General features: G+C 70.6%; 12 protein-coding genes. 9 read left to right on the top strand and 3 right to left on the bottom strand.

What is annotated here, in order from left to right; all coding sequences use genetic code 11:
• The first annotated feature begins 255 nt into the window (after positions 1-255).
• Complete coding sequence (locus IFT89_RS13955; RefSeq protein ID WP_307783518.1) at positions 256-2,397, top strand: acyltransferase family protein; 2,142 nt, start codon at positions 256-258, stop codon at positions 2,395-2,397.
• 39 nt (positions 2,398-2,436) lie between these two features.
• A complete protein-coding gene (locus IFT89_RS13950; RefSeq protein ID WP_079706653.1) occupies positions 2,437-3,471 on the top strand; it encodes a 1,4-dihydroxy-2-naphthoate polyprenyltransferase in 1,035 nt (344 codons plus the stop codon).
• Here the strand turns inward: IFT89_RS13950 and IFT89_RS13945 are convergent.
• Positions 3,412-3,756 carry a DUF4229 domain-containing protein gene (locus IFT89_RS13945; protein ID WP_079706654.1) on the bottom strand — a complete coding sequence of 115 codons (345 nt, stop codon included), beginning with the start codon at positions 3,754-3,756 and terminating at the stop codon, positions 3,412-3,414. The genes IFT89_RS13950 and IFT89_RS13945 overlap by 60 nt on opposite strands.
• A gap of 71 nt (positions 3,757-3,827) precedes the next feature.
• Here IFT89_RS13945 and IFT89_RS13940 point away from each other — a divergent pair, with 71 nt between their 5' ends.
• The 3 genes from IFT89_RS13940 (at position 3,828) to IFT89_RS13930 (ending at position 6,945) form a co-directional block, all read left to right on the top strand.
• Positions 3,828-4,250, top strand: coding sequence for a PLD nuclease N-terminal domain-containing protein (locus IFT89_RS13940; protein WP_202939267.1), 423 nt, complete (start codon positions 3,828-3,830; stop codon positions 4,248-4,250).
• Positions 4,247-5,983, top strand: a complete 1,737-nt coding sequence (menD, locus tag IFT89_RS13935) for a 2-succinyl-5-enolpyruvyl-6-hydroxy-3-cyclohexene-1-carboxylic-acid synthase (protein ID WP_202939266.1) — start codon at positions 4,247-4,249, stop codon at positions 5,981-5,983. The genes IFT89_RS13940 and menD overlap by 4 nt, the downstream gene beginning before the upstream one ends.
• Positions 5,984-6,081: 98 nt before the next feature.
• Positions 6,082-6,945, top strand: coding sequence for a polyphosphate kinase 2 family protein (locus IFT89_RS13930; RefSeq protein ID WP_202939265.1), 864 nt, complete (start codon positions 6,082-6,084; stop codon positions 6,943-6,945).
• An 18-nt stretch (positions 6,946-6,963) separates the two neighbouring features.
• On the opposite strand, the gene IFT89_RS13925 is transcribed toward IFT89_RS13930, so the two are convergent.
• Both IFT89_RS13925 and IFT89_RS13920 read right to left on the bottom strand, forming a co-directional pair.
• A complete protein-coding gene (locus tag IFT89_RS13925) occupies positions 6,964-8,202 on the bottom strand; it encodes an isochorismate synthase (protein WP_307783517.1) in 1,239 nt (412 codons plus the stop codon).
• Positions 8,203-8,290: 88 nt separating this feature from the next.
• Positions 8,291-9,133 (bottom strand): helix-turn-helix transcriptional regulator, encoded by an 843-nt coding sequence (locus IFT89_RS13920; protein WP_202939264.1) that lies wholly within the window; start codon positions 9,131-9,133, stop codon positions 8,291-8,293.
• A gap of 101 nt (positions 9,134-9,234) precedes the next feature.
• On the opposite strand from IFT89_RS13920, the gene IFT89_RS13915 reads away from it, so the two are divergent.
• From IFT89_RS13915 to IFT89_RS13900, 4 genes are all read left to right on the top strand, one after another.
• Positions 9,235-9,915 (top strand): SDR family NAD(P)-dependent oxidoreductase, encoded by a 681-nt coding sequence (locus IFT89_RS13915; protein WP_202939263.1) that lies wholly within the window; start codon positions 9,235-9,237, stop codon positions 9,913-9,915.
• Positions 9,916-9,978: 63 nt separating this feature from the next.
• Positions 9,979-10,683: a demethylmenaquinone methyltransferase gene (locus tag IFT89_RS13910; protein WP_124767387.1), complete on the top strand. Its 705-nt coding sequence runs from the start codon at positions 9,979-9,981 to the stop codon at positions 10,681-10,683.
• Positions 10,684-10,833: 150 nt separating this feature from the next.
• Positions 10,834-12,393: an APC family permease gene (locus tag IFT89_RS13905; RefSeq protein ID WP_085514037.1), complete on the top strand. Its 1,560-nt coding sequence runs from the start codon at positions 10,834-10,836 to the stop codon at positions 12,391-12,393.
• A gap of 169 nt (positions 12,394-12,562) precedes the next feature.
• On the top strand, positions 12,563-13,000 hold the full coding sequence (locus IFT89_RS13900) for a hypothetical protein (RefSeq protein ID WP_079706662.1): 438 nt from the start codon (positions 12,563-12,565) through the stop codon (positions 12,998-13,000).
• Positions 13,001-13,056: the final 56 nt, after the last annotated feature.

Below are 13,056 nucleotides of genomic sequence, written 5' to 3'. Positions count from 1 at the left end.
ACGACGCGCTGCTGCAGACCGCCCGAGACGCCGTCGCGGAGGCGCTCGGCCGCCCGGCGCGCCCCGCCCGACTGGTCCGTCTGGCCGAGCTGCCGCTGCTCGCGAGCGGCAAACCCGACCTCGTCGCACTCCGCTCACGATTGGGTTGAGCCCGTCCTCCGCGTGACCGCGAGGGCCGGTTTGCAGGCGGTTGTCGCATAGGGCATGCTCTCCCATGCGTGTCGACGAGCGACCGCAGCCGGGGGACGACGACAGGTGACAACGGGGACCGACACGGGCGCTGCGCCCACGAGGCCGACCACGGCGTTCCGCGCCGACATCCAGGGGATGCGGGCGCTCGCCGTGACCGCGGTGATCCTCGCCCACGCGACCGGCTGGCCGGCCGGCGGCTTCGTGGGCGTGGACGTGTTCTTCGTGATCTCCGGCTTCCTCATCACCGGGTTGCTCCTGCGCGAGCACGAGCGTTCGGGACGCATCTCCCTGCCGGCCTTCTTCGGGCGGCGGATCAAGCGGATCCTGCCCGCGTCGCTCGTCGTCCTGGCCGCGACCGTCGCGCTGGCGTCGTGGCTGTTCAACGCACCGCGGGCGCTCGCGACCTGGTGGGACGCGGTGTCGGCCGCACTGCTCGTCTCGAACTGGCGTTTCGAGGCGTCGGGCACCGACTACTTCCACGCGACGGACGCCGCGTCACCGCTGCAGCACTTCTGGTCCCTCTCGATCGAGGAGCAGTTCTACCTCGTGTGGCCGGTGCTGCTCGTCGTCCTGCTCGCCGTCGCGGCCCGCGGAGCCAGACCCGTGCTGCGCTCGCGCCTCGTCGTCGGTGGCGTCCTCGTCGTCCTCATCGCGGCCTCGTTCGCCGTCGCCGTATGGCAGTCCGGGGCGGCTCCGCAGGCCGCCTACTTCGCGACCGGCGCGCGGGTCTGGGAGCTGGGGGCTGGCGCACTCCTGGCCGTGTCCGCGCCGCTCCTCGGCCGGCTGCCGCTGGCGCTCCGGGTGGTCGCCGGATGGGCGGGGCTCGTCGGCATCGTCGCATCCGCGCTGCTCATCACCGGGTCGATCGGGTTCCCCGGCCCCTGGGCGGTCGCCCCCGTCGTCGCCGCGATGCTGCTCATCGCCGCCGGGACCGGAGCCGGCCCGGCGTACCCGCGCTGGATGTTCCCACTCGCGAATCCGCTGAGCCGTGGCGTCGGAGCGATCTCCTACTCGCTCTACCTCTGGCACCTCCCGATCCTCGTGTTCGTGCCGATGCTCGTCCCCGACACCGCCCTCAGCACGGTCCCCGGGATGCTCGGGCTCATCCTCGGGGTCTCGGTGCTCTCCTTCCTGCTCGTCGAGCAGCCGTTGCACCGCACGCCACTCGTGGGTTCCTTCCGCGGTGACCGCGACGCCAGGGACGCCGCCTGGACCGCCTGGCGCGAGCGGTTCGCCTCCCAGTACCTCTACTCGGCGGTCGGACTCGTGATCGTCGCCGGGCTCGCGGTCATCGCCATCGGCCCCGCGCTCCGCCTGCCGGTCACGACCGGGGGGCCCGCGGCCGTCGCGACACCGGCCGGAGACCCGCTCCAGGGCATCGCCGCTGAGCTGCAACTCGCGAATGAGGCCTCGGCGTGGCCGGACAACCTCTCGCCGAGCCTCGACGACGCGATCAGCGCGACCTCGAGCACCAACCCCGCACGGGCCTGCTTCGACCTGGGTGCGACGCCCGACGACGGCTCGTGCACGTGGGGGGATGCCGCTGCGCCGAAGCACGTCTACCTCGTCGGCGACTCGACCGCGCTCGCCTACGCGCCGGCGTTCCGTGCGATCGCGGACCAGAGCGGCGGTGCGGTACGGATCACCACCATCGGTCTCTACGGATGCCGCTTCACGCAGGACCTCATCCAGAACAGCGGCGCCGGCGTCATGGACGACTGCCCGACGCGGAAGCACGACATCGCCGAACGCATCGCGGCCGACCAGCCCGACCTCGTGATCGTCTCGAACGCGTTCACCGCGGGCCGCGCATCCGACGGCCGATCGCTCGACACGACGTCCATGGTCGCGTCGGCGCTCGCCGAGACGGCGGGGTATCAGGTCCCCGGCCGCGTCGTGTTCCTCGCGCCGCCGCCGCTCGGCGCCGATCTCGGTTCCTGCTACTCGCGGGTGTCCAGTCCGCAGGACTGCGCCGTCGGCGTCGACGCCGCCTGGAACGACTTCGCCGCGGCGACCGAGTCGGCGGCGGGAGCAGCCGGGGAACGCTTCGTCTCGTCGCTCCCGTTCAGCTGCGCGGATGGCGTCTGCCCGGCGTTCGCCGGGACGACGCCGACGAAGTACGACAGCGTGCACCTCACCCCGGCGTTCGCCGAGCACATCGCTCCGGCGATCCTCCAGACGCTCCAGGTCGCCGGGGCCCTGTGATGCCGTCCGCCCCGAGGCTCCGCGGGTAGACTCGCCGTCGTGGCACATGGAGCACGGCCGGCAGCGCCGAAACAGCAGAAGACGTCCGCACCGCGCAGCACGGCGGGTCGTGGCGCGAACGGTGGACGATCCGGCAACCCCGCACGCGGTGGCGGTCGCAAGGTCCCGCTCGCGAAGCCGGCGACCTTCGGTGACTGGGTCGGTGCGGCCCGGATCCGCACGCTGCCGATGGCCGTCGCCCCCGTGCTCATCGGTACCGGTGCCGCGACGATCATCGCAGGCCCCGGAGTCTACCACCCGGTCCGTGCGCTGCTCTGCCTCGTCGTCGCGCTCGCGCTGCAGATCGGCGTCAACTACGCCAACGACTACTCCGACGGCATCCGCGGAACGGACGACCTACGGGTCGGCCCGAGCCGACTGACCGGTTCCGGTGCGGCGAAGCCCAAGACGGTCCTGACCGTCGCGCTCGTGTTCTTCGGTATCGCGGCGGTGGCCGGCATCGTCCTCACGATCCTCACCCAGTTCTGGTGGCTGCTCCTCGTCGGGGCGGTCGCGATCGTCGCCGCCTGGTTCTACACGGGCGGGAAACGTCCCTACGGGTACTTCGCGCTCGGCGAGGTCTTCGTTTTCGTGTTCTTCGGCCTCGTCGCCACGCTCGGCACGACCTTCGTCCAGGTCGGGACCGTGAACCAGGAAGCATGGTTCGGTGCGATCGGCGCCGGCCTCATCGCCTGCGCGGCGCTCGTCGTCAACAACCTCCGCGACCTCGAACAGGACAAGGCGGTCGGGAAGCGCACCCTGTCGACGTTCATCGGCCGGATCGCGTCGAAGGTGCTCTACTGCGTCCTGCTGCTCGTGCCGTTCGGCATCGCCGCGTTCCTCGCGCTGTTCTACCCGATCGCCTGGTTCACCATGTTCGCGCTGCTCGCCGCCATCCCGGCGTGCGTGATCGTGCTGTTCTCCACGACGGCCAGGGAGCAGATCCTGGTGCTCAAGCTGACGGGGCTCGTGCAGCTAGCGTTCGGGGTGATCCTCGGTCTGGCGTTCTTCTACACGCCCGGCATCGCCGGCTGACGACGCTTCCGGTGCCGCCGCGCTCGCATCGAGCGCCGCGTCCTCGGAGTCCTCATCGTCGTGCGGCGTCGGCTTGTCGCCGTGCCGACGGGCGTAGAGCTCCTGCGCGACGGTCTCCCGCGGGGTGCGCAGGAAGATGTAGGACACGCAGAGTCCGATGATCGCGGCGATGATCGCGGCGACCCAGGGCTGCAGACCCGTGAGGAAGACGAGGAGCAGGAGCGGCACCACGAACGCCAGGAGGCGGAGGATGGTGTACCGGACGGCGGCGGGAACGCGTTTCACCAGACAAGTCTAGGCGTCCCGCCTGAAGGCAACCCCAGGTAATCACGTCACCTGGCGTTTACGATGGAGACATGGTTCGTCTCTGGATCGGCCTCGCCGTCGCGGCAGTCGTCTTCATCGTGTATTCGGTGGTTGACTGTGCCACGATGCCGCGCGACCGCGTCCGAGGGATCAGCAAGACCTCGTGGATCATCGCCATCCTCCTCCTGCCGGTCATCGGCGGAGTCCTCTGGTGGATCATCGGCCGGGTTCGCGCTCCGAAGGCCGTGCCCCGCGGCTCAGCCCCGGACGACGACCCCGACTTCCTCAAGAAGCTCGACGCCGACCGTGCGCAGACGAAGCGCATCCGCGACCTCGAGGACGAGCTCAACCGCTTCGACGACGAGTCGGGCGACAGCCCGGACACGACGAGCCACGACGACCCCACGCCAGGATCCGACACGCCCGACGACGGTTCCGGCCGCAGACCGCCTGGCGCCCCGAGCGCCTCGTGAACCCGTCCGCCGCTCCCGAGCCCGTCGGCTCGGCTCCCTCGTCGAGCCCGGCCAGCGCGTCAGCGTGGGCACTCCTCGACGCACTCGTCGCCGCTGGTGTCTCCGACGTCGTCGTCTGCCCAGGTTCCCGGTCGCAGGCGCTCGCGCTCGCCGCTGCCGAGCTGGCGGCCTCCGGGCGGATCACCCTGCACGTGCGCATCGACGAGCGGGTCGCCGGCTTCCTCGCCTTGGGCCTCGGCGTGGAGACCGACCGCCCGGCCGTCGTGATCACGACCTCGGGGACGGCGACCGCGAACCTGCATCCGGCGGTCCTCGAGGCGCATCACTCGCGCGTCCCGCTCATCGTCCTCACCGCCGACCGGCCGGCCGAGGCGCACGGCATCCGGGCGAACCAGACGACGAAGCAGGACGACCTCTACGGGTTCGCCGCGCGCCTCGCCGTGGTCGTCGAGGCCCCGACCGGTGACGCCGGTGAGCAGGACGCCGCCCGCGATCTCGCCCAGCGGGCGTACCGCGCCGCGACGGACGTCCTCGATCCCGGCCCGGTGCACCTGAACCTCGCCTTCCGGGAGCCGCTCTCGGGCGGCTTCGACCCGGTCGTCGCCGAGGCGGCCCCCGACGTCCCGGTCGAGACGGACACCACCGCGGACGCACCGCTCTACCCGGGTCGACCGCATCTCGTGCTCGAACGCGGACCCAGGACCCTCGTCGTCGCCGGGCACCACGCCGGCCCGGCTGCAGAGCAGCTCGCGGCCGACGGCGGGTGGCCGCTCATCGCGGAGGTGTCGAGCGGATCCCGGTTCGGACGGAACGTCATCGCCGCCTACCGGGAGCTGCTGCGCGAGGAGGACTACCGCGAGGCCGTCGAGCGCGTCGTCGTCTTCGGCCACCCGACCCTCAGCCGCGAGGTCCCGCTCCTGCTCCAGCAGCCGCAGGTCGAGACGATCGTCGTCGCCCCGGCTGGAGCCGAGGTCTACAACCCCGGTCGACGAGCCGACCGGATCGTGTCCTCCGTCGCCGTCGAGGCGGGGCCCGCGGATCGCGCTTGGCTCGGAGCGTGGGTCGTCGGATCCCGCGAACGGGTGGTGGACCCCTCGCCTGCAGCCCCCGATCTCGATGGGCTGCACTCGACGACACCCGCCGAGCGACTGGCCTCCGTCCGAGCCGAACTCGACGCCGTCCGCCTCCCGGTCACCCGCGAGGTCCTCGTCGACGCCGTCTGGCGTGCCACCTGGCCGCACGACCGCCTCGTCGTCGGCGCGTCGAGGCTCATCCGCGTGGCCGACGGTCTCGTCCCCGGCCGCAAGATCAGCGTGCACGCCAACCGCGGACTCGCGGGTATCGACGGCACGATCGCCACCGCCACGGGGATCGCGCTCGCGAGCCAGGCCGACGGAGGCCCAGGTGTGACGCGGGTGCTCCTCGGCGACCTCGCCTTCCTCCACGACGTCGGCGCGATGCTCCTGGACGACGGCGTCGCGCCGCGTCTCCAGGTGATCGTCGGCAACGACGGGGGCGGCACCATCTTCGACGCGCTCGAGGTCGCCCAGAGTGCCCCTGGAGCGCTCTTCGACCGCGTCCAGTACACGCCACAGCACGTCCGGCTGGAGTCGCTCGCGACCGCCTACGGGTGGGAGTACCGCTCGGCCCGCACGCGCACGGAACTCGACCAGGCGTTCACCGCGCCGGTGACCGGTCCCGTCCTCATCGAGGTCCCGCTGCCGCGAGCCTGATCCGCCGGCCCTTGAACTCCATCCCGGTCCCTGAGCTTGTCGAAGGGCGGCCGTCGCAAGGGTCGACTTCCGACCCGGGCTCCGGCCAGAATGGGCGGATGACGGCATCGAAGCACGCATCGACCTGGACGGCACCACCCCGAGACACGCTGCGCGTGGGGGAGGGGTTCAGCCTCGCCGACGTCGATCCCTCATCGACGCCGGGCTTCGACGGTGACAAGCAGCAGGGCCGGGTCGAGCTCGACGCGGGGGTGCCCGCGCTGTCCGAGCTACAGGAGCGACTCTTCGCGGCGAGCACGCAGGGAGCCCCGGAAGCGGTGCTCCTCGTCCTGCAGGCGATGGACACGGCGGGCAAGGGTGGCATCGTCAAGCACGTCGTCGGCTCGGTCGACCCGCAGGGCGTGCACCACCACGCCTTCAAGAAGCCCACGGAGGAGGAGCGCTCCCACGACTTCCTCTGGCGGGTTGAGCCGCACCTGCCGAAGCCCGGTCAGATCGGCGTCTTCGACCGTTCGCACTACGAGGACGTCCTCATCGGTCGGGTGCGTCAGCTCGCCGAGCCGGACGAGATCGGGCGTCGGTACGGGGCGATCAACGACTTCGAGGCGGGCATCGTCGCGAGCGGGACCCGCATCGTCAAGGTGATGCTGCAGATCAGCGCCGACGAGCAGAAGGAACGGCTCGCCGACCGGCTCGCGCGTCCGGACAAGCACTGGAAGTACAACCCGGGCGATGTGGACGAACGCGAGCTGTGGCCGGCCTATCAGGACGCCTACCAGGTGGCGTTCGAGCGGACGAGCACCGAGGCCGCCCCCTGGTTCGTCGTGCCGGCGGACCGCAAGTGGTACGCGCGCATCGCGGTCCAGCGTCTACTGCTCGACGCCCTCGAGGACATCGATCCGCAGTGGCCGGCGGCCGACTACGACATCGCCGTCGAGCAGGCACGACTCGCGGCGAGCTGAAGCGGTGGGGGCCTCGGCTCAGCCGAAGGCCTCCACGATCGGACGGAACTTCATCTTCGTCTCGACGAGCTCCGTCGCGGCGTCCGAGTCGGCGACGATGCCGCAGCCGGCGTAGGCCGTGATGTCACCGTCCGGCGCGATCTGCGCACACCGGAGGGCCACCGCCCACTCGCCGTCACCCGAGGCGTCCACCCACCCGACCGGACCGGCGTAGCGACCGCGGTCGAACGGTTCCAGCTCACGGATGAGAGCGACGGCGTCGCGCGTCGGGGTTCCGGCGACGGCGGCCGTCGGGTGCAGGCCGTCCATGAGGTCGAGCGAGGACGAGCCGTCCGAGAGTCGTCCGTCGATGTCGGTCGCGAGGTGCCAGAGGTTCGGCAGTTTGAGGGTGAACGGGACCTCGCTGCGGCGCAACTGGGGGCTGTGGGCCTGCAGGGCGGTCAGCACTGACTGCACGGCGAACTGGTGCTCACCCTGGTCCTTCGCGCTCGTCATGAGTGCGACGGCCTGGTCGTGGTCGCTCTCGGCGTCGGGACCACGCGAGATCGTGCCGGCGAGGACGCGCGCCGAGACGGCACCCCGATCCACTCGGACGAGCGTCTCCGGGCTCGAGCCGATGAAGCCGTCGACCGCGTAGGTCCAACAGTCGGGGTAGCCGAGGGCGAGGTCGTGGAGCACTCGGCGGCGGTCCGCTTCCGCGGGGAGGTGCCCGGCTAGGTCGCGCGCGAGCACCACCTTGCTCAGGCCGCCGGCCTGGATGCGGGCGATGGCGCGCTCGGCCGAGTCGAGGTAGCCCTCGCGGCTCTGCACGCCGGGGGTCAGCTGGATGCGGTATTCGGGCCCGTAGGCCGTGGTCACCGGATCGACGTCCTCGGCGCCGTCGCCGAGGGAGACCCGCGTGATGAAGCTCGCGTCGGGGTACCGGCCGATGATCGTGCGCGGCACGATGAGGACGCTCGTCGCAGAGGACTCGTCGTCGAAGGCGAACGTGCCGAACGCGACCAGGCCGGTCCCGGGCCGTCGTACCTCGTCCGTCACCACTGCTGCGGCGCAGACGTCCCGCCAGGCCGCCGCGGCACGCGTGAACCGGTCGGGGCCCGAGAACTCCAGGCGGAGCGCCTCACCCAGTCCGACCAGCCCGTGTCCCTTCCGCACCCAGAGGAGCGGCGAGGTCTGGTCGGCGAACGGGAGGAGCTGGCGCGGGTCGTCGATGGCGACGGTCTGGGCGACCAGTGACGAGGTCAGGGGAATGGTCACCGTTCAACCCTACGCCCGCGCAGGAGGGGTCCCTCCCCGCCGCAGCCCGACGGGTGGAGGGTCGGTCACCGCCTCGTCGGCGGGGCGTTCACAGGCCGGACGTCCCGATCGTCTGCAACCCGGTGACCCCGAGCAGTGCGAGTTTCGCCGCGTCCTCGGTGCCCGGTGCCGCCGTGTACACGACGATGCGCAGGTCGCCGCCCGGCGTGGACAGGACGTCGCAGTCGACGGTGATCGGTCCGACCGGTGTCCGTGTGACCGTCTTCCGGCTCGCCCGGTGCTCCGCGACCCTGGCCTCCGCCCAGCGCCGCTCGAACTCGGGTGACACCGATCGCAGCCGGGCCACGAGTCGTGCGAGCTCGTCGTCCCGCGGGTAGCGCCCGACCGCGGCCCGGAGGTCTGCGGCGAGGTCGCTCGCGAACTCCTCCTCATGCTGCTCGTCGAAGTCCGTGCCGTCGTGCCCCGCGGTGAAGTGCCGCCACACCAGGTTGCGATCGTCGCCGACGAGGGCGGAGGGATCGCCGTTCACCGCGGCCCACAGCGGGTTCCAGAGCAGGATGTCGTGGGCGGCGGAGAAGACCGCCAGCGGCACGTCACCGAGCCGGTCGACGATGCGCTGCACGCCCGGACCGATGTGCCGCGGGACGACCCCGGGCGGTGGTGGCGCGGCTCCGGCGACCCGGTAGAGGTGGTCGCGCTCCTGATCCGTCAGCCGCAGTGCGACCGCGAGGGCCCGCAGCAGCTGCGGCGACGGGTTCTTCGCGCGACCCTGCTCGAGCCTGACGATGTAGTCCACGCTGATGCCGGCGAGGGCGGAGAGCTCCTCACGGCGCAGGCCGGCCGTCCGTCTTCCTGGGCCGGCGGGGAGACCGACCTCGGCAGGGGAGACCCGTTCGCGCCAGGCCCGGAGCACACCGGCGAATTCGTCCATCCGGCCATTGTGCCCCCGGTGGCGGTCCGCATCCTGGTACTGCCGGTCCCCCTGTCGACCGGGGCCTGGCGGACCGACCATGCCGGGCGGAGCATGGACCCATGACCACCACACTCATCACCGGGGCCAACAAGAGCCTCGGACTCGAAACCGCACGCCGGCTGATCGACGCCGGCCACACCGTCTACGCCGGCATGCGCGACCTGGGCCGCGGCGATGCCGTCGCCGCGCTCGGCGCCCACCCCGTCCAGCTCGACGTCACCGATCAGGCGAGCGTCGACGCGGCCCTCGCAGCGATCCCTGAGCTCGACGTGCTCGTCAACAACGCGGGCGTGCTCGGCACGTCCTTCGGCGTGGACGACCTCACCCCGGAGTCGATGCAGAACGTCCTCGACACGAACGTCGTCGGTCTCGTCCGCGTCACCCAGGCGGCGTTGCCCCTCCTGCGCCGTTCGCCCCGACCCGTCATCGTGAACGTCGCCTCGGGGGTGGGATGGCCCCGCTTCCTCACCTCCGAGGAGGCCGACGAGTTCGCGGTGCCGACGATCCCGTACGCCGCGTCGAAGGCGGCCGTCATCACACTCACCGTGCAGTACGCGAAGAACCTGCCCGGGTTCCGGGTGAACGTGAGCGACCCGGGATACACCGCGACCGATTTCAACGGACACGGTGGCCATCAGACGGTGACCGAGGGGACGGACGCGACCGTCGCGCTCGCCCTGCTCGGTCCGGACGGTCCCACCGGGGAGTTCCACAACCGGCACGGACGCATCGACTACTGAGCGCGAGCCTGGGAGCCGTGCTCGGACGGCCGGCTCCCAGCGGCGCGGACGTAGGATGGACGGGTGAACCGCGCCGACCTCTCCAAACAGCCCGAGCAGGTCTCGGCCATGTTCGACGACGTCTCGACGAAGTACGACCGCATGAACGCGGTCCTCTCCGTCGGGAACGACGCCCTGTGGCGCATCGCGACCACTCGTGCGGTCGGTCCGGCCGCCGGTGAGCGCATCCTCGACCTCGCGGCCGGCACGGGCACGTCCTCCGCGGCGCTGGCGCGCAACGGTGCACAGGTCGTGGCTGCCGACTTCTCGCCCGGCATGATCGCCGTGGGTCGCGACAAGTACGCCGACCGCTCCGACATCCAGTTCGTCGAGGCCGACGCGACCGACCTCCCCTTTGCCGACGAGGAGTTCGACGCGACGACGATCTCCTTCGGCCTCCGCAACGTCGTCCGCCCGAAGGACGCCCTCGCCGAGATGCTCCGGGTCACGAAGCCCGGCGGCCGGATCGTCATCTGCGAGTTCTCCACGCCGACCCTCGCCCCGATGCGCGCCGCCTACAACCTCTACCTCGAGCGCGTGATGCCGCTCGTCGCCGGCGTCGCATCGTCGAACGCCGAGGCGTACACCTACCTCAACGACTCGATCCGCGCCTGGCCGAGCCAGCCGGAGCTGGCCGCCTGGCTGCGTGAAGCGGGCTACGAGCACGTCGCGTACCGCAACCTCACCGGCGGAATCGTCGCCCTACACCGCGGACTCAAGCCGGCCTGAGTCTCGACACCGTCGGGGTTCGTCTCGGCATTCTCGAGGGGTGGAACCTGTTGATCCCGTCACTTCCCGCGAGTCGGCGCGACTGATTCCGTAGCCCGGTCCCGAACGGGAGCATTGACACACGGGTGCGCCCGGCCCTACCGTTCCGTCATGACAGCACAGGACACGGCCCGCGGGTCCCAGCCGGCATCACCCACCGGCGGTAAGGGTCTCGCCACCGGCACCCTCGGCCTCTTCGGCTCCGTGATCATCGGCTTGGCGTCGACCGCGCCGGTGTACTCGCTCGTCGCGACGCTCGGGTTCGTCGTGCTCGCCGTGGGTGCCCAGGCGCCGATCGCCTTCATCGTCGCCTTCATCCCGATGCTGTTCATCGCGTTCGCCTACCGCGAGCTGAACCGCGACGTACCGGACTGCGGCACCACCTTCACCTGGGCGACGAAGGCCTTCGGCCCGGTCACCGGCTGGATCGGCGGGTGGGGCGTCGCGCTCGCCGGCATCGTCGTGCTCGCCAACCTCGCACAGATCGCGGGGCAGTACCTGTGGTTGCTCATCGGCGACGGCTCCCTCGCCTCGAACGTCCCGCTCGTCACCGCGACCGGTGTCGTGTTCATCGCCCTCATGACGTGGGTGTCGTACCGCGGCATCGAGCTGGGGGAGCGGATCCAGAACATCCTCCTCGCGGTCCAGTACCTCGCACTCGTGCTGTTCGCCGTGTTCGCCTTCATCGGAGCGTCGAACGGCACCGCGCCCGACGCGACGCCGATCTCGCTCGACTGGTTCAACCCGTTCGCGTTCACCGATTACCACGGCTTCATCGAGGCGGTGCTGCTCGCACTCTTCATCTACTGGGGGTGGGACACCTGCCTCGCCCTGAACGAGGAGACGAAGGACCCGCAGAAGATCCCGGGCCGCGCGGCGGTCATCTCCACGGTCATCCTGCTGGTCACCTACGTCACCGTCACGGTCGCCGCCATGGTCTACGCCGGACTCGGTACCACGGGCACCGGCCTCGCCAACGAGGACAACGCGAACGACATCTTCCTGGCGCTGAAGGACCTCGTGCTCGGACCGTGGGCGTGGATCCTGGTCGTCGCCGTGCTCATCTCGGCGGTGTCGTCGACGCAGACGACGATCCTCCCGACGGCGCGCGGCACGCTCGCGATGGCTGCCTACAAGGCGCTGCCGAAACGGTTCGCGACCGTCCACCCGACCTTCAAGACGCCGTCCTTCTCGACGCTCGTCATGGGCATCGTCGCGATCGTCTACTACGTCGGCATGACGCTCGTGAGCGAGAACATCCTGGCGGACTCGATCCTCTCCCTCGGACTCGCGATCGCCTTCTACTACGGCATCACCGGGTACGCGTGCGTCTGGTACTTCCGGAAGGTGCTCTTCCGCTCCGCGCAGGACTTCTTCTTCAAGGGCCTCTTCCCGCTCCTCGGGGCGCTCATGCTCACCTTCGCCTTCGTGCAGAGCTGCATCGACATGTTCGACGTCGACTACGGCTACACGGTCCTCTTCGGCGTCGGCGGCACGTTCGTCATCGGCGTCGGTTCGCTGGCCTTCGGTTTCGTGCTCATGCTGCTCTGGTACAGCCGGAAGTCCTCGCGGCCCTTCTTCCGCGGGGAGAGCCTCAACCGAGACACCGAGGTCCTCGTGCCCGACGAGCCGATCGAGTACGGCCGCTCCGTCGACGGCGGTCTCGCCTGACCTCCGGTCCCTGAGCCTCACTCCGGTCCCTGAATCTCACTCCGGTCCCTGAGTCTCACTCCGGTCCCTGAATCTCCCCTCCGGTCCCTGAGCCACCCCTTCCGGTCCCTGAGCCTGTCGAAGGGCACATCTCCCGGGGTCGTCCAGGCGGGCCGGGCATACTGGTGGGATGTTGGACACCCTGCCAGGCGGCCCGTGGATCTGGGGCGTCGCGATCGTCGGTCTCGTGCTCGTCGTCATCCTCCTGAACGCCAGGCGGGCGAAGTCCGCGTTCGCGAAGCCGTACGAGCGCTACGACACCACCGAGATCCCGCCGGACACCCCGGGTACCCGTGAGTTCATCGTGCGAGACGACGCGACCGGTGCGCGGCTCCAGTTCGTGGCGTCCGGGCCGTCGGCCAGGATCGCCCTCGTCGTCGTGCCGCCGAAACACCTCGGGACCGGCGTCGAAGCGGGCCTCTTCCGCGCCGCGTTGCCGACCGCGCAGGGCGTCGACGCCTGGACCTGGCCGCCGCTCAACACCGACGGATACTCGATGCTGCTCGACCTCGCGCACGAGTTCCCGCATCTGGCGTTCTACGACGCCGAGGGCGTGCGACTCCGCTGAACCGAGTCATGTGGTCCGACCACAGCTGCCAATCGCCTGATCGCGCCCGTGGATTC

Origin of the sequence: Plantibacter sp. CFBP 13570, assembly GCF_014841395.1 — a bacterium.
GTDB classification, from domain to species: Bacteria; Actinomycetota; Actinomycetes; order Actinomycetales; family Microbacteriaceae; genus Plantibacter; species Plantibacter auratus.
The sequence above is the reverse complement of the archived record's forward strand: the minus strand, read 5'-3'. Positions and strand labels throughout refer to the sequence as shown.

Excerpts from the sequence above, each read along its gene's own strand:
- IFT89_RS13940 (WP_202939267.1), top strand. The coding sequence starts at position 3,828 with ATGGTTCGTCTCTGGATCGGCCTCGCCGTCGCGGCAGTCGTCTTCATC.
- IFT89_RS13930 (WP_202939265.1), top strand. The coding sequence starts at position 6,082 with ATGACGGCATCGAAGCACGCATCGACCTGGACGGCACCACCCCGAGAC.
- IFT89_RS13920 (WP_202939264.1), bottom strand. The coding sequence starts at position 9,133 with ATGGACGAATTCGCCGGTGTGCTCCGGGCCTGGCGCGAACGGGTCTCC.
- IFT89_RS13915 (WP_202939263.1), top strand. The coding sequence starts at position 9,235 with ATGACCACCACACTCATCACCGGGGCCAACAAGAGCCTCGGACTCGAA.
- IFT89_RS13905 (WP_085514037.1), top strand. The coding sequence starts at position 10,834 with ATGACAGCACAGGACACGGCCCGCGGGTCCCAGCCGGCATCACCCACC.
- IFT89_RS13900 (WP_079706662.1), top strand. The coding sequence starts at position 12,563 with ATGTTGGACACCCTGCCAGGCGGCCCGTGGATCTGGGGCGTCGCGATC.